The 23,011-nt window shown below is 67.9% G+C and carries 20 protein-coding genes and 1 pseudogene; 15 read left to right on the top strand and 6 right to left on the bottom strand.

Translation table 11 applies throughout. The features are described 5' to 3' along the window. Window positions 1-31: 31 nt before the first annotated feature. From mtrB to secA, 5 genes are all read left to right on the top strand, one after another. Window positions 32-1,705: an MtrAB system histidine kinase MtrB gene (mtrB, locus tag ACLQ3J_RS16535; protein ID WP_240951962.1), complete on the top strand. Its 1,674-nt coding sequence runs from the start codon at window positions 32-34 to the stop codon at window positions 1,703-1,705. Beyond that, window positions 1,702-3,483 (top strand): MtrAB system accessory lipoprotein LpqB, encoded by a 1,782-nt coding sequence (gene lpqB / locus ACLQ3J_RS16530; RefSeq protein ID WP_169619795.1) that lies wholly within the window; start codon window positions 1,702-1,704, stop codon window positions 3,481-3,483. The genes mtrB and lpqB overlap by 4 nt, the downstream gene beginning before the upstream one ends. A 44-nt stretch (window positions 3,484-3,527) precedes the next feature. Further along, a complete protein-coding gene (locus tag ACLQ3J_RS16525; RefSeq protein WP_425903924.1) occupies window positions 3,528-4,172 on the top strand; it encodes a ComF family protein in 645 nt (214 codons plus the stop codon). Between the two features lie 207 nt (window positions 4,173-4,379). Beyond that, complete coding sequence (hpf, locus tag ACLQ3J_RS16520) at window positions 4,380-5,045, top strand: ribosome hibernation-promoting factor, HPF/YfiA family (RefSeq protein ID WP_169619793.1); 666 nt, start codon at window positions 4,380-4,382, stop codon at window positions 5,043-5,045. A 141-nt stretch (window positions 5,046-5,186) separates the two neighbouring features. Then, window positions 5,187-8,009: a preprotein translocase subunit SecA gene (gene secA / locus ACLQ3J_RS16515; RefSeq protein ID WP_296551240.1), complete on the top strand. Its 2,823-nt coding sequence runs from the start codon at window positions 5,187-5,189 to the stop codon at window positions 8,007-8,009. A gap of 31 nt (window positions 8,010-8,040) precedes the next feature. Here secA and ACLQ3J_RS16510 read toward each other — a convergent pair whose 3' ends face one another. Both ACLQ3J_RS16510 and ACLQ3J_RS16505 read right to left on the bottom strand, forming a co-directional pair. Then, on the bottom strand, window positions 8,041-8,571 hold the full coding sequence (locus ACLQ3J_RS16510) for an Rv3235 family protein (protein ID WP_425903923.1): 531 nt from the start codon (window positions 8,569-8,571) through the stop codon (window positions 8,041-8,043). A gap of 198 nt (window positions 8,572-8,769) precedes the next feature. Continuing rightward, window positions 8,770-9,609: an SDR family NAD(P)-dependent oxidoreductase gene (locus ACLQ3J_RS16505; protein ID WP_425903921.1), complete on the bottom strand. Its 840-nt coding sequence runs from the start codon at window positions 9,607-9,609 to the stop codon at window positions 8,770-8,772. A gap of 66 nt (window positions 9,610-9,675) precedes the next feature. Between ACLQ3J_RS16505 and ACLQ3J_RS16500 the strand changes: the two genes are divergently transcribed. The 7 genes and pseudogenes from ACLQ3J_RS16500 to ACLQ3J_RS16470 all read left to right on the top strand — a co-directional run bounded on the left by ACLQ3J_RS16500 (window position 9,676) and on the right by ACLQ3J_RS16470 (window position 16,803). After that, window positions 9,676-10,476 (top strand): SDR family NAD(P)-dependent oxidoreductase, encoded by an 801-nt coding sequence (locus ACLQ3J_RS16500; RefSeq protein WP_425903920.1) that lies wholly within the window; start codon window positions 9,676-9,678, stop codon window positions 10,474-10,476. Window positions 10,477-10,539: 63 nt separating this feature from the next. After that, a pseudogene (locus tag ACLQ3J_RS16495) lies at window positions 10,540-10,982 on the top strand (HAD-IA family hydrolase). After that, complete coding sequence (locus ACLQ3J_RS16490; RefSeq protein WP_169619790.1) at window positions 10,979-12,388, top strand: WS/DGAT/MGAT family O-acyltransferase; 1,410 nt, start codon at window positions 10,979-10,981, stop codon at window positions 12,386-12,388. Before ACLQ3J_RS16495 ends, ACLQ3J_RS16490 begins: the two are co-directional and overlap by 4 nt. 3 nt (window positions 12,389-12,391) lie before the next feature. Beyond that, window positions 12,392-12,901 carry a DUF6912 family protein gene (locus tag ACLQ3J_RS16485; protein WP_169619789.1) on the top strand — a complete coding sequence of 170 codons (510 nt, stop codon included), beginning with the start codon at window positions 12,392-12,394 and terminating at the stop codon, window positions 12,899-12,901. Between the two features lie 106 nt (window positions 12,902-13,007). Next, the gene (locus tag ACLQ3J_RS16480; RefSeq protein ID WP_169619788.1) at window positions 13,008-14,138 is read left to right on the top strand and encodes a ferredoxin reductase; all 1,131 of its coding nucleotides are present in this window, start codon (window positions 13,008-13,010) and stop codon (window positions 14,136-14,138) included. Between the two features lie 61 nt (window positions 14,139-14,199). Then, window positions 14,200-15,480 carry a fatty acid desaturase family protein gene (locus ACLQ3J_RS16475; RefSeq protein WP_169619787.1) on the top strand — a complete coding sequence of 427 codons (1,281 nt, stop codon included), beginning with the start codon at window positions 14,200-14,202 and terminating at the stop codon, window positions 15,478-15,480. A gap of 87 nt (window positions 15,481-15,567) precedes the next feature. Continuing rightward, entirely contained in the window at window positions 15,568-16,803 is a 1,236-nt protein-coding gene (locus ACLQ3J_RS16470) for a fatty acid desaturase family protein (RefSeq protein ID WP_169651685.1), read from the top strand. A gap of 80 nt (window positions 16,804-16,883) precedes the next feature. Here ACLQ3J_RS16470 and rsgA read toward each other — a convergent pair whose 3' ends face one another. Continuing rightward, entirely contained in the window at window positions 16,884-17,903 is a 1,020-nt protein-coding gene (gene rsgA, locus ACLQ3J_RS16465; RefSeq protein WP_296550020.1) for a ribosome small subunit-dependent GTPase A, read from the bottom strand. Next, the gene (gene aroA / locus ACLQ3J_RS16460; RefSeq protein WP_425904024.1) at window positions 17,870-19,156 is read right to left on the bottom strand and encodes a 3-phosphoshikimate 1-carboxyvinyltransferase; all 1,287 of its coding nucleotides are present in this window, start codon (window positions 19,154-19,156) and stop codon (window positions 17,870-17,872) included. Before aroA ends, rsgA begins: the two co-directional genes overlap by 34 nt. 79 nt (window positions 19,157-19,235) lie before the next feature. Between aroA and ACLQ3J_RS16455 the strand changes: the two genes are divergently transcribed. Further along, window positions 19,236-19,982, top strand: coding sequence for an SOS response-associated peptidase (locus ACLQ3J_RS16455; RefSeq protein WP_425903917.1), 747 nt, complete (start codon window positions 19,236-19,238; stop codon window positions 19,980-19,982). Between the two features lie 11 nt (window positions 19,983-19,993). Here the strand turns inward: ACLQ3J_RS16455 and ybaK are convergent, their stop codons facing one another. Beyond that, on the bottom strand, window positions 19,994-20,491 hold the full coding sequence (gene ybaK / locus ACLQ3J_RS16450) for a Cys-tRNA(Pro) deacylase (RefSeq protein WP_169619783.1): 498 nt from the start codon (window positions 20,489-20,491) through the stop codon (window positions 19,994-19,996). A gap of 27 nt (window positions 20,492-20,518) precedes the next feature. After that, complete coding sequence (locus tag ACLQ3J_RS16445) at window positions 20,519-21,112, bottom strand: CGNR zinc finger domain-containing protein (RefSeq protein ID WP_425903916.1); 594 nt, start codon at window positions 21,110-21,112, stop codon at window positions 20,519-20,521. A gap of 96 nt (window positions 21,113-21,208) precedes the next feature. Here ACLQ3J_RS16445 and ACLQ3J_RS16440 point away from each other — a divergent pair, with 96 nt between their 5' ends. Beyond that, window positions 21,209-22,276, top strand: a complete 1,068-nt coding sequence (locus ACLQ3J_RS16440) for an LLM class flavin-dependent oxidoreductase (protein WP_425903914.1) — start codon at window positions 21,209-21,211, stop codon at window positions 22,274-22,276. A 90-nt stretch (window positions 22,277-22,366) separates the two neighbouring features. Further along, a complete protein-coding gene (locus ACLQ3J_RS16435; protein WP_169651689.1) occupies window positions 22,367-22,999 on the top strand; it encodes an isochorismatase family protein in 633 nt (210 codons plus the stop codon). Window positions 23,000-23,011 lie beyond the last annotated feature (12 nt).

Here is a 23,011-nt window from a genome sequence, read left to right as displayed (position 1 = left end):
AACGCTGCCGCTCGTAAGGTGGTCGCGGGCCATGAGCAGCAGGCTCGCGCACACCTGGCGACGATCGCTCCAGCTACGTGTGGTCGTCTCGACCCTCACGCTGTCGCTGATCGTGATGCTCGTGCTCGGCGTGGTGCTCATCAGCCAGATCACCGACCGGCTTCTGGAAGTCAAGATCGACGCCGCGACCGAGGAGATGGACCGCTCCCGCGCGCTGGTCGAAGGACAGCTCGCCGGAGCCGACGACTCCGGCTCGCTGGCGGTCCGGCTCGACGGCGCCGCCGCGACCCTGACCAGCCGCGGTAGCGACGGCGGTCAGGACACCGGCGTCGCCGGCACGTTCGACCCGGTTCTCATCGTTCCGGGCGACGGTCCGCGCGCGCCCACCGCGAGCGGGCCGGCCGAGCAGATCCCGCAGAATCTGCGCGCCTTCGTCCAGAACGGGCAGGTCGCATACCAATTCGCCACAGTCTCGAACCCCAACGGCTATACCGGCCCGGTACTGATCATCGGCAGCCCCACCGACTCGGCCATCTCGACGCTCGAGCTGTATCTGGTGTTCCCCCTCGGCGGTGAGGAACGCACCCTCGCGCTCGTTCGGGGCACGCTGGTGGTCGGCGCGGGTGTCCTGCTCGTGCTGCTCGCCGCGATCTCGATGATCGTCGCCCGCCAGGTGGTGCTGCCCATCCGCTCCGCCTCCCGCATCGCGGTGCGGTTCGCCGACGGCCGCCTCAAGGAACGCATGCCGGTGCGGGGCGAGGACGACATGGCGCGACTCGCCATGTCGTTCAACGAGATGGCCGAGAGCCTGTCGCGGCAGATCACCCAGCTCGAGGAGTACGGCAACCTGCAGAAGCGGTTCACGTCCGATGTGAGCCACGAGCTTCGTACCCCGCTCACCACGGTGCGGATGGCCGCCGATCTGATCCACGACGGCAGCGACGAGCTGGATCCCTCGCTCAAACGCGCGTCCGAACTCCTCGTCGCCGAACTCGACCGGTTCGAGGGCTTGCTGGGCGACCTCCTCGAGATCAGCCGCCACGACGCGGGTGTCGCCGAGCTCGCCTCCGAACGGCTCGACGTCCGCATGTGCGCCCGGGCCGCGGTGTCCACGGTGCGCCACCTCGCCCGCGAAACGTCGACGGAGTTGATCGTCGACATGCCTTCCGAACCCGTCGAGGCCGACGTCGATCCACGTCGAGTCGAACGGATCCTGCGGAATCTTCTCGCCAACGCGATCGACCACGGTGAAGGAAAACCGATTCTGCTCCGCCTGCGGGCCGACGACAACGCGGTGGCGTTCGTCGTCCGCGACCAGGGCATCGGCCTGCGTCCGGGTGAGGAGAAGCTGGTGTTCAACCGCTTCTGGCGATCCGACCCGTCGCGGGTGCGCCGTTCCGGTGGTACCGGTCTCGGCCTCGCGATCAGCGTCGAAGACGCCAACCTGCACAACGGAAAACTCGAGGCGTGGGGCGAACCGGGCCGGGGCGCGAGCTTCCGGCTGACGTTGCCGCGCGAACGCGGCCGGAAGGTCGGACGCAGCCCCGTCCCCCTGGTGCCGGGCGCCGTCCACGCGGTGCAGGGCAAACCGCCGCAGTCTCCCGGACACGAACCGGCCGGTGGTTCCTCCGCGGAGGTCTCGGCCGACGGTGCCGGTGGGGTGGACAACTCGACGCCGTCACCCTCGGAAGGAGCGCCGACATGACCCGCGCCGCACGGATCCGTACCGCGCTCACCGTGGTGATGTGCGTGGCGGCGCTGGTCGTCTCCGGGTGCGCGACCCTGCCCGACTCGTCGTCTCCGCAGGCCATCGGCACCATCGATCCCGCACCCGCGACCACCGAGGTCAGCGCACCCGTCCCCGGCCGCGAACCGGATCTGTTGCTCCGCGATTTCCTGCAGGCCAGCACCGAACCCACGAACCGGCACGTCGCGGCCCGGCAATTCCTCACCCCGGAGATGTCCGGACGCTGGGACGACGCGGCGAGTGCGACGATCGTGGACAAGGTCGACGTTCTCGTCGAGAACCGCAACAGTGACCGGGCGACGTACGTCGTCCGCGCGAACATCGTCGGCTACCTGGAAGAAGGCGGTGTCTACCGGGCGGCCGGCGGCGAATTCGAAGCGAAGTTCACGCTCGTGCGGACCGACGGTGAGTGGCGGATCGACGCGATGCCCGACGGGGTCATCATGGATCGGCCACGCTTCCTCAACAGCTATCAGCGACGTTCGCTGTACTTCGTCGAACCGGCGGGCGAGACGGTCGTTCCCGACCCGCGGTGGATCACCGGCAGTCCGGAACAGACCGCCTCCCAGCTGATCGGCCTGCTCGTCGAGGGGCCGAAGGCATCGTTGGAACCTGCCGTGCGGAACCTGCTCGAGGACGTCACTGTGGTCGGTGCCGTCACCAAGGCCGACGGGCGCACCGGGCAGGTCGGTGTCGGGCTCGGTGGCATCCGCGTCGACTTCCAGGGCATCGGGGCGATGAGCAAGGAAGACCGGGAACTGCTCGCCGCGCAGGTGGTCTGGACGCTCGCCAACGCCGACATCTCGGGTCCGTACGTGTTGCTGGCGGATCACCAGCCACTCGACGAACGGTTCCCCAACGGGTGGACGACCGCCGATGTCGCGTCCATGAACCCCCTGGCCACCTCGAGTGCCACCATCGGTCTGCACGCGCTCCTGCGCGGTGGCCTGGTGGGGGTGGCCGAGACAGGTGTCACCCCGGTTCCCGGGTTCTTCGGCTCCGCCGCCAACCTGGAATCGATTGCGCTCTCGCGCGACGGCGAACTCGTGGCAGCGGTCGCGGAGACCGGGGGCGTCGCACCCGAGCCCGCCACGCAGCTGATCGTCGGCGCGTACGGCGACGACGTCGCCGAACCGGCGGTCGACGGTAATTCGATCACGCGCCCGACCTGGTCGCCGGACGACACCTCCGTCTGGGCGGTGGTCAACGGAATGGCGGTGGTGAGAGCCGTGCGGGAGCCGGGCACCGGCCGCGTCACCGTCGTGGGCGTCGAGGCGGGCGCCCTCCGGGCGGTAGGCGGACGGATCACCGAACTCCGGCTGTCGCGGGACGGGGTACGAGCCGCGCTCATCATCGACGGACGCGTATATGTCGCGACGGTCGTGCAGACGCCGAACGGCGAATTCTCCCTCACCAACCCCCGCGAGATCGGGTTCGGCCTCGGAGGGCCGGCGCTCTCGCTCGACTGGAGTACCCCCGATACCGTCGTGGTCTCGCGGGCGGCGTCCGACATGCCGGTCGTGCAGATCGCGGTCGACGGGTCCCGGACGGACGCGCTGCCCAGCCGGAACCTGACGCCGCCCGTCATCGCCGTCGAGGCGTCCACCACCGCCGAATTCGTCGCGGACTCGCGTGCGGTGTTCCAGCTCAACAACCGCGATCCCGCCGACGACCGCTATTGGCGCGAGGTCCCGGGGCTTGCCGGGCTGACTGCGATCCCGGTGTTGCCGGGCTGACACAGCCCCTCGAACCTGTCGGTGGTGGACGTCACACTGCCGGAATGCTGTCGTCCCTCTTCGACCTCGTGCTGCCCCTTGCGTGCGGTGGGTGCGGTGCGAGCGGGACCGCATGGTGTCGCGCGTGTGCGCGGGTGCTGAACGATCCACCGGCGCTGGTCCGGCTTCGGGGCGACCCGGGAGTACCGGTGTGGAGTCTGGGCCCGTACGCCGGTCCTCGGAGGCGCGCGGTGGTCGCCGCGAAAGAGCGCGGCCGCCGGGATCTCGCCGACCCCCTCGGACTCGCCTGGGCGGTGGCGGTGTCACGCCTGCGCCGGTGGGGTGAACTGCCCCCGGGGCCGACGACCGTCGTACCGGCTCCCACTCGTGCGCGGTCCGCCCGAGCGCGCGGGGGCGACCCTGTCTCGCGCGCGGCGCAGGTTGCGGCGAGCCACGACCCGCATCTGTTCGTGCATCCGCTCCTCGTCTCGGCCCGGGGCGTACGGGACTCGGTGGGTTTGTCCGCCGCCGAGCGCCGCCGCAACCTCGCCGGCCGGATCCGGCTTGAGGAGGGAGGTGTTCCGCGGACGCGGCAGGTGCTCGTGGTGGACGACATCGTCACCACGGGAGCCACCGCTGCGGAGTCCGTGCGGGTGTTGCGCCGGGGCGGTTTCGACCCCGTCGGAATGCTCGTTACAGCACACGCATGAGGCCGCTGTGGTAACGGCGGGTGTCCAAAAAGTGAATTGGACCGCAACGATGGCATGCGTCCGGCAGACCGACTACCGTTGCCCTCAGACCCGGAAACGAACAGGTAGAAGGGTGTAACGCCCATTCTTCCGGTTCCGGGCGGGCGCTATCGCGCTCATCGAACATGCCGGTGCGCAGTTGGCACCGGCCGTACTCGGGAGGTACTTGTGACGACCCCTTCGAAGACCCAGGCTTCCGTTGCCGAGGCAGACGCCACCACGGAAGGCCCCCAGGCCGAGATCGTCGTGAAAGGCCGCAACGTAGAGGTGCCGGATCACTTCCGGATCTACGTGTCCGAGAAAATTGCTCGAATCGAACGATTCGATCCGACGATTTTCCACTTCGATGTCGAGTTGCAGCACGAGCGCAACCGCCGACAGAGGAAGAGCGCCCAGCGAGTCGAGATCACGGCGCGAGGCAAGGGACCGGTCGTTCGCGCGGAAGCTTCCGGCGACAGTTTCTACGCGGCATTCGAATCGGTGATCGCCAAGCTCGAATCCCGGCTGAGGCGGACGAAGGAACGCCGGAAGGTGTCGTACGGCGAGAAGACCCCCGTCTCCGTCGCGGAAGCCACCGCGGCGCTGGCGCAGGACGACGAACTCGCGATCTCGCCGGATCTGCCGCTCGACGGCCAGGAGCAGGAACCCGAAGGTCCCGGCAGGATCGTCCGCGTCAAGGAGCACAAGGCCGAGCCGATGACGGTCGACGACGCCCTCTACGAGATGGAACTCGTCGGTCACGACTTCTATCTGTTCCACGACAAGGAGACCGACAAGCCGTCCGTGGTGTATCGGCGCCACGCTTTCGACTACGGTCTCATCAAGCTCGTCTGAGCAGTGCCCGGAGCAACTGCGGCGTGACGCCGTCGCAGTAACTCCGGGAGAACGCCTACCATGGAATCCGGCCGGGGTCCGCAAGGCCTCGGCCGGATTTCTTGTCCGTGCAGGTACCCGAGATTGAGGACGAACACACCAGTGCTGTCGCTGACGAAGCTGCTCCGGATCGGTGAAGGTCGCATGGTCAAGCGGCTCAAGCAGATCGCCGAGCATGTCGAATCCCTCTCCCCGGAGTTCGAAGCCCTGACCGACGCCGAACTGCGGGCCAAGACGGACGAGTTCCGTCACCGCTACCAGGATGGGGAATCGCTCGACGAGTTGCTTCCCGAGGCCTTCGCGACCGCCCGGGAGGCGTCGTTCCGCGTCCTCGGTCAGAAGCACTACGGCGTTCAGATCATGGGTGGCGCCGCCCTGCACTTCGGCAACATCGCCGAGATGAAGACCGGTGAGGGCAAGACCCTGACCTGCGTGTTGCCGGCATACCTCAACGCCATCTCGGGAGACGGCGTCCATGTCGTCACCGTCAACGACTACCTCGCCAAGCGCGACTCCGAGTGGATGGGCCGTGTGCACCGGTTCCTCGGACTCGAAACCGACGTGATCCTGTCCGGCATGACTCCGGCGCAGCGCCGTGCGGCCTACAACGCCGACATCACGTACGGCACGAACAACGAGTTCGGCTTCGACTACCTGCGCGACAACATGACGCACTCGCTCGACGACCTCGTCCAGCGCGGCCACAACTACGCGATCGTCGACGAGGTCGACTCGATCCTCATCGACGAAGCGCGCACCCCGCTCATCATCTCGGGCCCCGCCGACGCGTCGAGCAAGTGGTACGCCGAGTTCGCGCGCATCGCGCCGCTGCTCAAGAAAGACGTCCACTACGAGGTCGACATCCGTAAGCGCACGGTCGGTGTGCACGAGGCCGGTGTCGAATTCGTCGAGGATCAGCTCGGTATCGACAACCTGTACGAAGCGGCGAATTCGCCGCTCGTGAGCTACCTGAACAACGCCATCAAGGCCAAGGAGCTCTACGCCAAGGACAAGGACTACATCGTCCGCAACGGCGAGGTCGTCATCGTCGACGAGTTCACGGGCCGCGTGCTGTCGGGACGCCGCTACAACGAGGGCATGCACCAGTCGATCGAGGCCAAGGAACACGTCGAGATCAAGGCCGAGAACCAGACGCTCGCCACGATCACGCTGCAGAACTACTTCCGGCTCTACGACAAGCTTTCGGGCATGACCGGTACCGCCGAGACCGAGGCTGCCGAGCTGCACCAGATCTACGACCTGGGCGTCATCCCGATCCCGACGAACCGTCCGATGGTCCGGGTGGACCAGGGCGACCTGATCTACAAGACGGAAGAAGCGAAGTTCGCCGCCGTCGTCGACGACGTGGTCGAGCGCCACGAGAAGGGCCAGCCGGTCCTGATCGGTACCACGAGCGTCGAACGTTCGGAGTACCTGTCGAAGCAGTTCACCAAGCGCGGCGTTCCCCACAACGTCCTCAATGCGAAGTTCCACGAGCAGGAAGCGCAGATCATCGCGGAGGCCGGGCGGACCGGCGCGGTCACCGTCGCGACGAACATGGCCGGTCGTGGTACCGACGTCGTGCTCGGCGGCAACCCCGACATCATCACCGACACCCTGCTGCGCAAGCGGGGACTCGATCCGGTCGAGACCTCGGAGGAATACGAGGCCGCGTGGGACGAGACCCTTCCCGCGGTGCAGCGGCAGGTCAAGGAAGACGCGGACCGGGTGCGCGAGGCCGGCGGCCTGTATGTGCTCGGCACCGAGCGTCACGAGTCGCGCCGTATCGACAATCAGCTGCGTGGCCGCTCCGGCCGTCAGGGCGACCCGGGGGAGTCGCGCTTCTACCTCTCGCTCGGCGACGAGCTGATGCGACGCTTCAACGGCGCTGCGCTGGAGTCGATCATGACCCGGCTCAACCTGCCCGACGACGTCCCGATCGAGGCGAAGATGGTCTCCAAGGCCATCAAGAGCGCGCAGACCCAGGTCGAGCAGCAGAACTACGAGATCCGCAAGAACGTCCTCAAGTACGACGAGGTGATGAACCAGCAGCGCACCGTCATCTACGAGGAGCGTCGCCGCATCCTTCGTGGCGAGGATCTCGAGGGCCAGGTGCAGCACATGCTCACCGACGTGGTCTCGGCCTACGTCGACGGCGCCACCGCCGACGGTTACGTCGAGGACTGGGATCTCGAGCAGTTGTGGACCGCGCTCAAGACTCTCTACCCCGTCGGCATCGACTACAAGACGCTGCTCGCGGAGAACGAGGATCTCGACCGCAACGACCTGCGTGAGGCGCTTCTCGACGACGCCCGTGCCGCGTACGCGCGCCGGGAGGCGGAACTCCAGGCGCTGGCCGGGGAGAACGCGATGCGCGAACTCGAGCGGCGGGTCCTGCTCTCGGTCCTGGACCGCAAGTGGCGTGAGCACCTCTACGAGATGGACTACCTGAAGGAAGGCATCGGCCTGCGCGCGATGGCGCAGCGCGACCCGCTCGTCGAGTACCAGCGCGAGGGCTTCGACATGTTCACCGCCATGCTCGAGGGCCTCAAGGAAGAGTCGGTCGGCTTCCTGTTCAACCTCAAGGTCGAAGCGGCGCAGCCGCAGGCTGCCGCGGGCAACGGGGTGTCGGTGACACCGGCGTCCGCTGCCGCTGCGTCCCGGACGGCACCCCCGGTCGGGCAGCCCGTTCCGTCTCGGGCACCCGCCCAGCCGGCGCCCGCGCCCGCTCCCGCCGTGCTGCGCGCACAGGGTCTGGACGAGGGCGAACGTCGTCTCACCTACAGTGGCCCCGCCGAGGACGGTCGTGCGCACGTCGCACGTCGCAGTGGTGGCGACGGCGCCGCACCGGCCGCGCATGCCGGCACCCGCAAGGAACGTCGTGCGGCTGCGCGACGCGACGCGAAGTCCGGCCGCCGGCACTGACCGTCGGTGAACTCCTTCACGACCCTGTGGCTCATCCGAGCCACAGGGTCGTGATCGTCCAGGGGTGAGGCGACTTCGGCTTCGGCGTCCGGCGCGCGATCCGTCCCGCCACCGCGTACACGCGGTCGCCCCGGGCGTAGGTGCCGAACACCTCCGCGGTGTCCGCGTCGACCGCGTGCACCCGGGTCCGGAGCAGCACCGCGGCTCCCGCAACCCCGGTCGGGGAGGTGCGCGACGCCGTGACCGCCTCGACGAGCGTCGGTTCGAGTACCGCCGCGAGCTGGGTGACGGCGCGTCGCCCGTCGACGACCTCGAGGATAAGCCGCAGGGCCACCTCCGCGAACCTGTGCGCGGTGGCATCGACCCGAGGTACTGCGTCGGCGTGCGCGACCGGGGTGCGAGCCGAACCGGCGGGACGGCCGGATCGCCCGTCGTGCGGCGTGGCGCGCGGCGCGGCGTGGGGCCGGCACCGGACGCACTGCCCGGGAGGCTGCGATTCCTGTGGTGGCGGCTCGAAGCGAGGGATGCGGCGTACGTAGCGGCCGGTGTGCAGATCCGTCATGTCATGTCTCCCGGGCGTGGACGGCGCCGGCTCGGCGGCCGGTGCAGGGATCGCGCCTGTGCGGCGCGATGAGGTCCGGGAGAGGACGGACCGCCGATATCGTGACATATCCGGCGGGTCCGCGCTCGCCGTACATCTCGCGGCCGGCCCGGGTGATGTCGCCACCGCGACGCGGCCGGGTGCGATGTGCACTCTGCGTCAGCCGTCCACGAATACGCTCTGCTGGTTGTCGTGGACGCCGGTGAACATTTCGGTCGGGGTGAGGGGCCGTGACGCCACCGTAGGCATGATCCCTTCGCGATGAGCGAGGTGAACCATGCTCTCGAGCCGCCCGGAGTACTCGGCGGGTTGGTCGACCATCCAGGTGATGCCCTCGGCGGCCACGGAACTCGGTTCGAAGGTGCTGTGGTCCACGCCCGGCAGGTTGGCGAGAGTGCCCTCCGATGCGACCGGAGCGTCGATGCGGAAGCAGTTGACGGCGATGCTGTCCGGTGCGAGTTGCCGAGCGAGGTCGATCGTCATCCTTTCGAGCCCGACCTTGGCGATGCCGTAGGACATCAGGCCCGGCACAGGTTTCAGCGCGGCCAGGGAGGACACGTTGAGGATGCGACCCCCACCGGCGGCACGGAGGTGCGGGACGGCAGTACGGATGGCGATCAGCGGGGCATCGAGGTCGATCGCCATCACCAGATCGTGGCGACGCAGCGGGACGTCGATGTCGCCGACGAAGGTGACGCCCGCGTTGTTGACCAGCACATCGAGACGCCCGAGTTCGGCGACGGTCTGTTCGACCATCGCCGCGACCTGTTCGCGGTCCGACAGGTCCACCGGCACGGCGATCGCGGTGCCTCCACGGGCACGGATAGCGTCGACGACGTCGTCGAGCGTTCCGGGCGTGCGGCGAGGGTCGGCTCGCGTCGAGCGGGCGGCGCAGGCCACCGCGTATCCGGCGTCGGCGAGAGCGAGAGCCGTCGCCGCCCCCACCCCTCGGCTGGCGCCGGTGACGAGCGCGACTTTGGCAAGAATGCTATTCTCCATTTCCGGAACTATATTTGCCCGTGGGTTGCGGTACAAGAGGTTGTCCCTTCGAACACCGGAGAACGCATGACCGAAGACAGTGCCGTCGCCGGGGACTTCGTGTTCAGATACGGCCCCTCGGCTCTGGTGACCGGTGCGTCGTCCGGTATCGGCCGGTCGTTCGCCCGCCATCTGGCAGAAGCCGGTCTGGACCTGATACTCGTCGCGCGCCGACTCGACCGGCTCGAGGAGCTCGCGGCCGAACTCCGCTGCCGGCACGGCGTCGAGGTGACTGTGCACGAAGTGGATCTCTCGGATCCCGCCGCCGTCGACCGACTGCTCGAGCAAGAGGCGACCACCGACATCGGTTTGCTCGTCAGCAATGCCGGGTTCGGGGTGAAGGGCCCGTTCGAGGACGGTGACACGGCCGCGCTCGCCGCCATGCTCGCGGTCAACTGCCAGGCACCGACACGGTTGGCGCATGCCCTCGTTCCGCGGTTGAGGCGACGTGGCCGTGGCGGTGTCGTGTTCACCAGTTCGGTGGAAGGACTCCTCGGTTGCCCGTACTCTGCCGCGTACTCGGCGACGAAGGCCTACGTGAATGCGCTCGGCGAAGGCCTCTGGGGAGAGCTGACTCCCGCGGGGATCGATGTGCTGACACTCTGTCCGGGAGCGACCGACACCGAGGCACCGCGGCTTCAGGGTATCGATCCGGCAACCTTGCGACACCTGATGGACCCGGACGACGTCGCCCGGGGCGCACTCGAGAATCTGAACAACGGACCGACCTACGTACCGAGCGAGCACTATCGCGCACAATTCGACACCCTCGTGACGATGCCCCGCCGGCAGGCGCTCGCGGCAATGGCGGCGAGCCTGCGGGTCTGACGCCGCGGCTCACCCGCAGGTCCGTCTATGCGCGGACGGCGAAACATCTAGGGTGAGGCCGTGCTGCGTGGACTGGTGCTCGACTTCGGTGGCGTGCTCGCCGGCCCGGATACGGACCCCGAGGCACTCGCGGCGGTGGTCGCCGAGTTGCGCCGCCGCGGGGTGCGCACCGCGATCCTGAGCAACGATCCCGGTGGCCCGCACGCGCAATGGTTGCGGGATCTCGCCGGGACCTTCGTCGACGAGGTGGTGCTGTCGGGGGATGTGGGGTCGCCAAGCCCGATGCCGAGAGCTTCCGGCTCGTCGCCGAACGCCTCGGGCTCGCACCTTCCGAATGCGTCTTCGTCGACGACCTGGCGGGCAACGTGCGGGGCGCCGTGGCTGCGGGGATGGTCGGCGTCCACCATGATGGTCCCCACACCGTGATGGCCGAATTGGCTGTTCTCTTCGGCATCGCCGCAGGACGATCCGGGCAACCCGGAAGTGAGGGGGACGTTCGGCAATGACGAGTCGGATGACGGCGCAGGACGCGTCGTACTACTACCTGGAGACGAGCAACACGCCGATGCACATCGGCTCGCTGGCGATTCTCGAGCCGCCCGACGGGGGAGTTCACTACGACCGGGTGCTCGAGTTGGTCGAGCAGCGGCTCGCGGAGGTTCCGCGTTACCGCCAGAAAGTGCGTGAGGTGGCCTTCGGGCTCTCCCGGCCGGTGTGGATCGACGACCGGGACTTCGACATCACGTACCACGTCCGCAGATCCGCGGTCCCGCGTCCGGGCACCGACGATCAGTTGCACGACCTCGTCGCCCGGCTGATCTCGAGACCCCTCGACCGGACCCGCCCGCTGTGGGAGATGTACGTCGTCGAGGGGCTTGCCGGCGACCGCTGCGCAGTGTTCACCAAGTCTCATTCGGCGCTGGTCGACGCCGAGCAGTCGCTCGAGATCGGCCAGGTGCTGTTCGACCGGGACGCGATTCCGCGCGAGGTGCCGGAAGAGTTGTGGATGCCGGAGCAGGAACCGTCGGAATCGGCGTTGCTCGTCGGAGCACTCGCCGAACTGGTCGCGCGGCCCGGTGAAGGCGTGGCCGCGGTGCGGTCGGCGGTGGGCAACCTTGCGTCCACGCTCACCGAAACCGTGGACGCGGTGAGCCGTATCGCCCGCACCGCGGCGCAGTCCGCCCCCGAATCGCCGCTGAACGCGTCGATTTCCCGCAGCAGGCGTTTCGCTGTCGTGGAGTCCGACCTCGAGCCGTACCGGAAGATTCGTTCCCGATACGGCTGCACGGTCAACGACGTGGTGCTCGCCGTCATCGCCGGGGCACTGCGGTACTGGCTGCTTTCCCGCGGCGAGCCGCTGACCGAGGCCACCGTCGTCCGCTCGATGGTTCCCATGTCGGTCTACGTGCGTGACGCCGGCGGCGAGGGTACGGACGGGACGACCACGGTGCATCCTCAGGGCGAGGTGTCGTCGTTCCTCGTCGACCTCCCGGTCGGGGAGCCGAACGCCGTCGTGCGGCTGTCGCACATCGCCCACGCCGGGGAGGCGTACGCGCGGGAGCGCAGGCGGGTCGCGGCGCAGTCCATGATCCGGCTGTCCGGGTTCGCGCCGGCGACCATGCACGCGGTCGGAGTGCGCGTCGCGTCGGGTTTCTCGCAGCGCGTGTTCAATCTCATGATCACCAACGCTCCGGGGCCGCAGTATCCGCTGTATCTGGGAGGGGCACGACTGCTCGGGATGTATCCGGTCTCGCCGTTGCTCAAGAATCAGGCCCTGAGTGTCGCGCTGACGTCGTACGACGGAAAGATCTACTACGGTTTGAATGCGGACCGCGATGCCATGCCCGACGTGCATGTGCTGACGTCGCTGCTGCACGAATCGCTCGAGGAGTTGTCGGATGCCAGTAGGTGAGAAGTGACGCGTGTCTATGTACCGGCGACGCTCGGGATGCTGCAGCGTCTCGTGGCCGAGAACGAGCTCGACGCGGTGGGGCGTACAGCGTTCGCGGTGACGCCCACCTTGCGTGAGGCCTACACCTCCGGCGACGACGACGAGCTCGCGGAGGTGGCCATGTCCGAGGCGGCGCGTGCCTCGGTGCGGCTGCTGGCCGCCGAGGACACCGGGGCGACCCCTGAGTTCGGGACGCGGCGTGTCGTGATCGCCGCGGACGTGGAGGGCGCAACCCCGCGCCCCGATCTCGACGACGCCGTGGTGCGCCTCGCCGGGCCGATCCCGATGAGCGCCGTCGCGTCCGTGCACGTGGATCTGAAGGCCGCGGAAGCGGACGTCGCGCGTGCGATGGAGGTTGTCGACGCGGCCGATCTGGGCGACGAGGAGGCCGAGTTCGTGCTCGGCGACGCCGAGGATCACGAACTGGCGTGGTACGCGGCGCAGGAGTTGCAGTTCCTGCTGGAATTGCTCTGACCGCTCGGAACGAGGATGCTTGTGAGTGGAGTCTCCACGTAACCTACGGAACCGTAACCTCTGATAACCTTCGCGGTCGTAGTTCCAGCGTGAGGAGAATCGGTCGATGGGTTTCAAGGAATGGATCGAAAGGCCCGCGGCCCATGTGGCACCGGGTGAGCGATCTCTGTCCAACGTGGTGCGAGGCGCGGTCGCGCGACTCACGACCCCACTGTTGCCCGATGATTATCTGCACTTGATCAACCCGTTGTGGTCGGCGCGTGAGCTTCGTGGGCGCATCGTCGAGGTCCGTTCCGAGACCCCCGACTCCGCAACCATCGTCATCAGGCCCGGCTGGGGCTTCGACTTCGGGTACTCGCCCGGTCAGTACATCGGCATCGGCCTGCACATCGACGGCAAGTGGCATTGGCGGTCGTACTCGCTGACCTCCACCCCGATCCGCACCGACAAGGTCATCTCGATCGCGGTGAAGGCGATGCCCGAGGGGTTCCTGTCGAGCCATCTCGTCGGTGGTGTGCCGGAAGGCACAATCGTGCGCCTCGCGGCTCCGCAGGGCGACTTCGTTCTTCCTGATCCGCCGCCCGAGAAGATCCTGTTCCTGACGGCCGGCAGCGGCGTCACACCGATCATGTCGATGCTCCGCACCCTCGATCGGCGTGCGGCCGACCGTGGCGTCGACATTGCCGACGTCGTGCATGTGCACTCGGCGCCCACCGCCGAGGACGTGATGTTCCGGTCCGAACTCGAGCAGTTCGACGCCAACCACGACCGCTACCGCTGCCACCTGCAATACACGCGTGAACAGGGCAAATTCGCCCTGTCGCAGCTCGACGAGGTATGTCCGGACTGGCGGGAGCGTCAGACCTGGGCGTGCGGACCGCAGCAGATGCTCGCCGATATCAGCGCTCACTGGGAGAAGGCGGGCCTCGAAGATCGCGTGCATCTCGAGCGCTTCGCGGTCACACGGGCCGATACCTCCGGAGCCGGGGGAACGATCACGTTCGCGAAATCCGGCAAGACGGTGACCGCCGACGGTGCCACCACCGTTCTCGAGGCGGGGGAGAGCGCAGGAGCGCTCATGCCCTTCGGTTGCCGGATGGGTATCTGTCAGACTTGTGTGGTGCCGCTCCAGAAGGGGTATGTGGTAGATCTCCGGTCGGGCGAGGAGCATGGAGAGGGCGAGCGAGTCCAGACCTGCATCTCCGTTGCTGCCGGCGACTGCACCATCGACGCCTGAGGCCTCGACCGCACAATCGATGCCCCCGAGGGCACAACCATGAACGACGAGAGGGACCCGCTTGGCCATCACCGACATCCGCGAGTTCGCGCATCTGACCGACGCCGACATCGACGCTTTGGCAACAGAGTTCGATGCCATCCGGCGCGATGTCGAGAATTCGCGTGGGCCGCGTGACGCGCGGTACATCCACAACACGATTCGGCTGCAGCGAACGCTCGAGATCGTCGGCCGGATCGTGCTGCTCGGCTCGCGGCGGCGCTCACGCTGGCTGCTCGGCACGACCGCGTTGTCGCTCGCGAAGATCATCGAGAACATGGAGCTCGGGCACAACGTGATGCACGGGCAGTGGGACTGGATGAACGATCCGGAAATCCACTCCACGTCGTGGGAATGGGACCAGACCGGCCCGTCCGCTCATTGGAAGCGCGCCCACAACTACGAGCACCACACGTACACGAACATCGTGGGGATGGACGAGGACGTCGGATTCGGCATCCTGCGCATGACCCGCGACGAGAAGTGGCGCCCGATCAACCTGCTGCAGCCGGTCGCGAACGTGGTCCTCGCGCTGACGTTCGAGTGGGGTATCGCGCTGCACGACCTGACGGCGCAGCGGATCGCGTGGGAGAAACAACTCGGTGACGGTCCGCGGCCCAGGATGTCCGGGCCCGACCGCGAGTTCGTGGCGAAGGCCGGCCGCCAGGTGTTCAAGGACCTGGTGCTGTTCCCCGCCGCGACCGGACCGGCATGGCGCAGCACGCTCACGGCGAACCTGACGGCCAATGTCGTGCGCAACATCTGGGCGTACCTGGTGATTTTCTGCGGACACTTCCCGGACGGCGCCGAAAAGTTCACGGTCGAGCAGTTCGAGGACGAGTCGCGCGGTCAGTGGTACCTGCGGCAGTTGCTCGGTAGCGCGAACATCACCGGTGGCCGGGTCATGGACTTCATGACCGGCAACCTCAGCTACCAGATCGAGCACCACCTCTTTCCGGACCTGCCGAGCAATCGCTACCGGGAGATCGCGGCCCGGGTCCGTGCGCTGTGCGGCAAGTACGACCTGCCGTACACGACCGGACCGATCGGACGGCAGTACATGCTGGCACTGCGCACCATCCACAAACTGGCGTTGCCGGACACCCTTCTGCGGGCGACGTCCGACGATGCGCCGGAGACGTCGTCGGAGCGTAAGTTCGAGCGACTCCGTGCTGCCGCAGCACTGCCGGCTCTCACCGAGGACCCCGTCACGGGACGTCGCCGTGGGTTGCTCACCGCGCTGCGCTCGCATGCCGAGCACACGGTGGCGATGCGACGTGCGCGTCGCCGGAATCGGCAGTAATCGACGCCGCCCGCCCGTAAGTGATTCCGATCACACGTCCGAAATCGCCTAACCTACGGAGCCGTAACCTACGGTAGAGTAGCCGCCATGGCGATATCGGACATCAAGGAATACGCGCACCTTACGGAGGCGGACGTCGAGGCCATCGGCCGCGAGCTCGATGCCATCCGGCGCGATATCGAGGAGTCGCGCGGTGAGCGCGACGCCCGATACGTCCGCAACACGATCCGGTTGCAGCGCGGCCTCGAGGTCGGTGGACGTCTGGTCCTGTTCGGTTCCAAGAAGCGCTCGCTGTGGTGGCTGGGCACCGGAATGCTCTCGTTGTCGAAGATCATCGAGAACATGGAGCTCGGGCACAACGTGATGCACGGGCAGTGGGACTGGATGAACGACCCAGAGGTCCACTCCGCCAACTGGGAGTGGGACAACGTCGATCCGTCGGCGCACTGGAAGATCACCCACAACCACCTGCACCACAAGTTCACGAACATCCTGGGCATGGACGACGATGTGGGCTACGGGTTGCTCCGCGTCACCCGCGACCAGCGTTGGAAGCCGTTCTACCTCGGCAACATCGCCTACAACGCGATCCTGGCGTCGCTGTTCCAGTACGGCATCGCGATCCAGTTGCTCGAACTCGGCAAGGTCATCCAGGGTCGCGACGACCGCGAGATCACCAAGAAGCACGGCGCCGAGGTGCTCGCGAAGATCGCGAAGCAGGACCTGCGCGACTACGTCGTCTATCCGGCGCTCACGGGCAAGTCGTGGAAGACCACGATCACCGCGAACGCCACGGCGAACTTCGTCCGCAACGTGTGGACCAACGCCGTGATCTTCTGCGGGCACTTCCCGGACGGTGCGGAGAAGTTCACGAAGCAGGACGTCGAGAACGAGACGCACGCCGAGTGGTACCTCCGGCAGATGCTCGGGTCCGCCAACATCTCCGGCGGCAAGATCATGGACTTCATGACCGGCAACCTGAGCTACCAGATCGAGCACCACATCTACCCGGACCTGCCGTCCAACCGGTACGCGGAGATCGCCGTGCGCGTGCGGCAGTTGTGCGACAAGTACGACCTGCCGTACACCACCGGTCCGCTGGCCGTGCAGTACTGGAAGTCCTGGCGCACCATCGCGAAGCTCTCGCTACCCGACAAGTTTCTCAAGGACGACCGCGACGCCGCCCCCGAGACCGCATCGGAGCGGGGCTTCGGTGGCCCGGCGGAGATCGATCCGGTCACCGGACGCCGGCGCGGTCTGGCCACCACGATCGAGACGACCCGCAAGCGCGGTCTCGTCCGCAGGATTCTCGGCATGCGCTGAGTTCGCGAGCGTGTGCTGCACGCCCCGAACGATGATCGAACCCCGGCACCGGAACTGGTGCCGGGGTTCGATGCATTCGATCACCAGGAGTCGTTGGACGCCAGCGAGGTGAGCAGTTCGCGCACGGCCTGCGCCCGGCGCAGCGACTTGCCCTCGAGGCGGTCGAGCGCGCACTCGGGGTCGGCGGGCGGCCCGAGATGCGTACAGCCGCGGGGGCAGTCGGCGACCGCCGCGGCGAGATCGGTGAAGGCCGCGACGACGTCGTCGGGCTGGATATGCGCGAGCCCGAACGACCGGATGCCCGGAGTGTCGACCACCCAGCCACCGGACGGAAGCGGAAGCGCGACGGACTGGGTCGACGTGTGCCGGCCCTTCCCGACACCGGAGACCACACCCGTGGCGCGGTCGGCGTCGGGGACGAGGCGATTGACAAGGGTCGATTTGCCGACGCCGGAGTGGCCGATCAATGCGGTGACCCGGCCGGTGAGACGCTCGGTGAGATCGGAAAGATCGTTGTCCTGGCCGACGGCCAGCACGGGGATGTCCAGATCGGCGAACTGCGACGCGAATTCCTCCGGGTCGGCGAGATCGCTCTTGGTCAGCCCCAGCATCGGGGCGAGCCCGCCCGCGTACGCGGCGACCAGCGCGCGCTCCACGAGCCCGGTGCGGGGCGGCGGATCGGCGAGCGCGACGACGATGAGCAGTTGCGACGCGTTCGCCACCACGATCCGTTCGAACGGGTCCGTGTCGTCGGCTGTCCTGCGGAGCACGGTGGTGCGTTCCTCGACCCGCACGATGCGCGACAGGCTGTCGGGACGGCCGGAAAGGTCGCCGACCACCCCCACCCTGTCTCCGACGACGATCGGTGTACGGCCCAGTTCGCGTGCGCGCATCGCCACCACGGGTCGCTGCGGATCGCCACCCAGGACGACCCCCCAGCGCCCACGGTCCACCGAGAACACCATGCCCTCCACCGCATCGAGGTGGGCGGGCCGATCCTTGGTACGCGGTCGCGAACTCTTGCCCGGACGGACCCGGACGTCGGACTCGTCGTACTGCCGCCGGCTCAGGAGCGTGCTCCCGTCAACATCGCCGCCCACAGACCTTCGAATCCGGGGAGGGTCTTGGCGGTCGTGCCGATGTCCTCGACCTCGACGCCGTCGACGACGAGACCGAGAATTGCGCCGGCAGTCGCCATCCGGTGGTCGGCGTAGGAGTGCCAGACACCGCCCGTCAGGGTGGCCGGTTCGATCCGGAGGCCGTCCTCGGTTTCCGTGGCGATGCCGCCGAGCCGGCCGATCTCGGCTGCCAGCGCGGCGAGCCGGTCGGTCTCGTGGCCCCGCAGGTGCGCGATACCGCGAAGACGCGAGGGGGTCGAGGCCAGCGCGGCCACCGCGGCCACCGTGGGCGTCAGTTCACCGACGTCGTGCAGGTCGATGTCGATGCCGGTGAGCGTGGCCGGTCCCCGCACCGTGAGCGTCCCGTCCGACAGCGACACAGCCGCTCCCATGCGCTCGAGGATGTCCCGGATGGCGTCGCCCGCCTGCGTGGTCTTCTCCGGCCAGCACGGGACCGACACCGTGCCTCCGGTGACCGCGGCGGCGGCGAGAAACGGGGTGGCATTCGAGAGGTCGGGTTCGACGACCACGTCGTGGGCGGCGATCGGGCCGGGCAGCACCCGCCACGTGTTCGCCTCCGAGGTGTCGACTTGCACGCCCGCGTCGCGGAGCATGTCGACCGTCATGTCGATGTGCGGGGTGGACGGGACGGGCTTGCCGTCGTGGTGCACGGTCACACCGTCGTCGAACCTCGCGGCGGAGAGCAGCAGACCGGACACGAACTGCGACGACCCGGACGCATCGATCGTGACGGACCCGCCGCGCACGCCGGCGCGACCGTGGACCGTGAAGGGCAGCGTGTCGCCGTCGATGTCCGAGCCGAGTGCCCGGAGTGCGTCGAGCACCGTGCCCATCGGCCGGGATCGTGCCTGCTCGTCCCCGTCGAAGCGGACGTCCCCGTCGGCGAGCGCAGCCACCGGCGGAACGAAGCGCATCACGGTCCCCGCGAGGCCGCAGTCCACCGCGCCGGCTCGCAGGGGTCCCGGAGTCACGTCCAGGGTGGTGCCGCCGTCGCGCTCGGTGATCGCCGCGCCGAGGGACCGCAGCGCGGCGATCATGAGGTCGGTGTCGCGGCTGCGCAGCGCTCCGGTCACCGTCGAGGGACCGGCCGCCAGGGCCGCCAGGACGAGGGCACGGTTGGTGATGGACTTGGATCCAGGCAGCGTCACGGACGCGTCGACGGGGGACACGGCTCGGGGTGCTTTCCACAGGCTCACCCGTCCATCTTCGCCCATGGTCCGCCCGGGCATCGACTCCCACCCGTCCGCGCGACCGGTGTGTGCCGTGTCGGCGGTCGCTGCCACACTCGTGGGCATGTGCGGCAGGTATGCATCGACGGCCGATCCGGCCACTCTCGCGATGGAACTCGACGCGATCGACGAGACGGGCGACGAGGAACTGCGGTCCGACTACAACGTTGCGCCCACCACGCAGGTGCTCACCGTGGTGGCGCGGCACGACCGCGACGATGCGGACGGCCCGGCGCGGCGCCGTATCCGGCGGATGCGCTGGGGACTGGTGCCTCCGTTCGCGAAGGAGGTGTCTTCGGGCGCTCCGCTGTTCAATGCGCGGTCCGAGTCGGTGGCAACCAAACCGGCGTTCGCGCACTCGCTGCGTTACCGACGGTGTCTCGTTCCGATGGACGGCTGGTACGAGTGGCAGGTGGAACCGGCGCCGGACGGCAAGACCCGCAAGGTGCCGTATTTCATGGCGCCCGCCGACGGTGCACGCGTCTACATGGCGGGTCTGTGGGCGGTGTGGCGCGATCCGCGTACCCCCGACGCGCCACCGCTGATGAGCACCACGATCCTCACCGCGGATTCCGTTGCGCAACTGGGCAATATGCACCACCGGATGCCCCTGATGCTCCCGCCCGAGCGGTGGGATGCCTGGCTCGATCCCGACAGCCTCGGACACCCCGACCTCATCGTGCCGAGCGAAGACGCCGTGGCGCGGATTCGGATCCGCAGGGTGTCGGACAAGGTCAACAGCGTGCGCAACAACGGCCCGGAACTGCTCGTGCCCGACGACGGCGCCGGCGACCAGATGGCGTTGCTGTAGCGGCTGCGCCGTCAGTGACCTGCTGCGACCGGGGCGACCACGGCTCCGGTCAGGCGGATCAGGTCCGCGGGGGCGAGTTCGATTTCGAGGCCGCGCCGCCCCGCGCTGCACAACACCTTGTCCCAGTGGCCCGCCGACGCGTCGATCACCGTCGGGAGGCGTTTGCGCTGACCGAGCGGGGAGATGCCACCGAGTACGTAGCCGGTCGCGCGTTCCGCGGCGGCGCGCTCGGCCATCGTGGCCTTGCCACCACCGAGCGCCGCCGACGCGGCCTTGAGCGACAGCGTCTCCGGGACGGGGACGACGGCGACGCCCAGCTTGCCGGACGGCAGGGCGATCACGAGTGTCTTGAAGATCTGGGCGGGCACCACGCCGAGGCGGTCGGCGAGCGCCTCGACCGCTTCGGATCCGAAAGAGCCGGACCGAGGGTCGTGGGGGTATTCGTGGACCACGTGGGGCACCTTCTCGCGGGTGAGAAGCGTGGTGGCGGGGGTCGACGTGGATGCCATGTGCTCACCTTAGGCAACAGCGTTCCCTCATTCTGTGGCAACGCGCTGCGGCGACCGGCGCGCATAGGCTCGCGCGGCCCGCACCCGGTCGCCGCACCGAGTGCAGCACCAGTACCGGCGGGCGTGAGTGCGCAGCAGGAAGCGATCGCACGGGGTCGCACCGCAGCGGGATATGAGCGTTGCGCTCTCGCCGGTCAGCAACGCGGCGGCGTCCTCGGCGATCTGCATCATCGCGTGCTCGACGATCCGAGTCGTCGGATGGATCGAGGTCCGGCGTAATCCGGTCTTCTCCTCGTACCTGAGGACGACCGCGCTGGGCACGGTGGTGAGTGCTCGGTTGATGCCCTCCAGTGCCGCCGGATCGGGAGCGTTGCCGTTCACATGGGCGGCGAACACCGTGCGCAGGTCCGTCCGCAATCCGACGAGTTGGCTCCGGCAGTAGGCCAGAAGTTCGGTGTCGCGAGGCGCGAGACCGTGACCGATCAGCCACCCGGTGGCCTCCGCCGGCGTGCTCAATTCGTCTGCCTCGAGTCCGCCGGGGAGGCTCACGGTGCTGTTCACCAGCGCCAGACTCCAGTGAGTCTCGGCGCCGGGCGCCGGCGGGAGCGGAATCGTCACCATGCCTCTCATGGTAACCGTTGTGGTTTTCCGTGATATGCCCGTACAGTGAACCTCACGTTGAATGGCAACTGTTTCCGTGAGAGTTGAGATCGCTTCATGCTCGAGCCGCGCACGTCCGGCACCGCCCCTTTTTCCCTTTCCGTGCTCGACAACGCACATACCGGCGTCGGGAGCACCGTCCAGGAGACCTTCCAGGAGATCATCGCGCTGGCGAAGCTGGCCGACCGGCAGGGATACCGACGTTTCTGGATGTCCGAACACCACGCGATGCCGGGCGCTGCCACGTCGTCACCCCAATTGATGGTGGCGCGATTGACCGGCGAAACCGAACGGATCCGGCTCGGTGCGGGCGGGGTCATGCTGCCCAACCATGCGCCCCTGGTGATTGCCGAACAGTTCGGCATGCTCGACACCCTGGCCCCCGGGCGGATCGATCTCGGCGTCGGCCGGGCACCCGGCACGGACGGCGCGACCGCGGCAGCGCTGCGGCGGCATCGTGGCGCCGGCGACGACTTTCCTCAGCAGGTTCTGGAACTGCTCGGGTTTCTCGACGACGAGTTTCCGCAGGGACATCCTTACCGCGACGTTCACGCGGTACCCGGTCCGTGGCAGGCCGAGCAGAACGAAGTACCCCGAGCCACGACCCGCCCCGGCGTGTGGATCCTGGGTTCCTCGCCGTACTCCGCGCAGTTGGCAGGGCGGCTAGGGCTGCCCTATGCCTTCGCCTTGCAATTCGGCAGCGCCGACGTCGTCACCGCTATGGCGCTGTACCGCAAGCATTTCCGGCCGTCCGCCGTGCTCGCGGAGCCGTACGGTCTGGTCAGCGTCGGAGTCGTTGCCGACGACGACCCCGTGGAGGCCCGGCGTCAATCCGCGTCCACCGCGATGGGCATGTTGCGGATGTTCCGGCGCGAGCCGTACTCCCTGCTTCGTCCGGAAGACGTCGAGGCATATCCCGCCACCGCCCAGGAGCGGCAGATCCTGGACGAATGGACGGACCGCACGCTGCACGGCACAGCGCCGACCGTGGCCCACCGCCTCGAGCAACTCCACGAGCACACCGGCGTCGACGAGGTGATGCTGGTTCTGGTGGGCCACTCCCGGCAGGCCCAGGCCAGAACAGTGGAACTCATGGCCGATCACTACGGTCTGCCCGGACTCTGACAAGCACAATCCCGGTACGACACGGACGCATCGAACAACTCGGCGCATCCGCACACTCGACCACTCGGTCGTCTCGAGAAGGAGAACACCATGACGTCCCCCCGCCGCGCGCTGCTCGTCGTCGACGTGCAGAACGAGTACTTCGACGGTCCCATGCAGATTCAATATCCTCCGCGCGAGGCGACCCTTGCGAACATCACGCGGGTCCTCGACCACGCCGACGCCGCCGGGCTTCCCGTCGCCGTCGTCCAGCACACACTCCCGGCCGAGGCTCCTGTCTACGCGGAAGGGTCGCACGGCTGGCAGCTGCATCCGGACGTGGCCGCCCGGGTCAAGCCGCACTGGAAGCAGGTCACCAAGAACTACGGGTCGGTGTTCGGCAACACCGACGTGGCGCAGTGGCTGCGTGAGCAGAACGTCGACACCATCACGATCGTCGGGTACATGACCAACAACTGCGATCTGGCCACTGCCGCAGAAGCCGAAGTGCACGGCCTCGTCGCGGAGATCATCTCCGACGCCACCGGCGCGATCCACCTCGCCAACGCAGCGGGCAAGGTTTCCGCCGAGCAGGTTCACACCACACTGATGACGCTGTTCCACTCCAACTTCGCCGCGGTCGCGAGCACCGAGATGTGGACCGACGCCGTGTCGTCGGGCACCGCCCTTCCCAAGGACAATCTCGTCGCGTCGGCACTCGAGGGACGAAACTCCTTCAGCTGACGCCGGGTCTTC

The sequence above is a fragment of the Rhodococcus sp. DT1 genome, from assembly GCF_049844875.1.
In the GTDB taxonomy this organism is placed as follows: domain Bacteria; phylum Actinomycetota; class Actinomycetes; order Mycobacteriales; family Mycobacteriaceae; genus Rhodococcus.
This window is presented reverse-complemented; position numbering and strand designations above follow the sequence as displayed.

Bases quoted from the DNA above. Each gene is read 5' to 3' on its own strand.
- mtrB (WP_240951962.1), top strand. From the start codon at position 32: ATGAGCAGCAGGCTCGCGCACACCTGGCGACGATCGCTCCAGCTACGT.
- lpqB (WP_169619795.1), top strand. From the start codon at position 1,702: ATGACCCGCGCCGCACGGATCCGTACCGCGCTCACCGTGGTGATGTGC.
- ACLQ3J_RS16525 (WP_425903924.1), top strand. From the start codon at position 3,528: ATGCTGTCGTCCCTCTTCGACCTCGTGCTGCCCCTTGCGTGCGGTGGG.
- ACLQ3J_RS16510 (WP_425903923.1), bottom strand. From the start codon at position 8,571: ATGACGGATCTGCACACCGGCCGCTACGTACGCCGCATCCCTCGCTTC.
- ACLQ3J_RS16505 (WP_425903921.1), bottom strand. From the start codon at position 9,609: ATGGAGAATAGCATTCTTGCCAAAGTCGCGCTCGTCACCGGCGCCAGC.
- ACLQ3J_RS16500 (WP_425903920.1), top strand. From the start codon at position 9,676: ATGACCGAAGACAGTGCCGTCGCCGGGGACTTCGTGTTCAGATACGGC.
- ACLQ3J_RS16490 (WP_169619790.1), top strand. From the start codon at position 10,979: ATGACGAGTCGGATGACGGCGCAGGACGCGTCGTACTACTACCTGGAG.
- ACLQ3J_RS16480 (WP_169619788.1), top strand. From the start codon at position 13,008: ATGGGTTTCAAGGAATGGATCGAAAGGCCCGCGGCCCATGTGGCACCG.
- ACLQ3J_RS16470 (WP_169651685.1), top strand. From the start codon at position 15,568: ATGGCGATATCGGACATCAAGGAATACGCGCACCTTACGGAGGCGGAC.
- aroA (WP_425904024.1), bottom strand. From the start codon at position 19,156: ATGGGCGAAGATGGACGGGTGAGCCTGTGGAAAGCACCCCGAGCCGTG.
- ACLQ3J_RS16455 (WP_425903917.1), top strand. From the start codon at position 19,236: ATGTGCGGCAGGTATGCATCGACGGCCGATCCGGCCACTCTCGCGATG.
- ybaK (WP_169619783.1), bottom strand. From the start codon at position 20,491: ATGGCATCCACGTCGACCCCCGCCACCACGCTTCTCACCCGCGAGAAG.
- ACLQ3J_RS16445 (WP_425903916.1), bottom strand. From the start codon at position 21,112: ATGGTGACGATTCCGCTCCCGCCGGCGCCCGGCGCCGAGACTCACTGG.
- ACLQ3J_RS16440 (WP_425903914.1), top strand. From the start codon at position 21,209: ATGCTCGAGCCGCGCACGTCCGGCACCGCCCCTTTTTCCCTTTCCGTG.
- ACLQ3J_RS16435 (WP_169651689.1), top strand. From the start codon at position 22,367: ATGACGTCCCCCCGCCGCGCGCTGCTCGTCGTCGACGTGCAGAACGAG.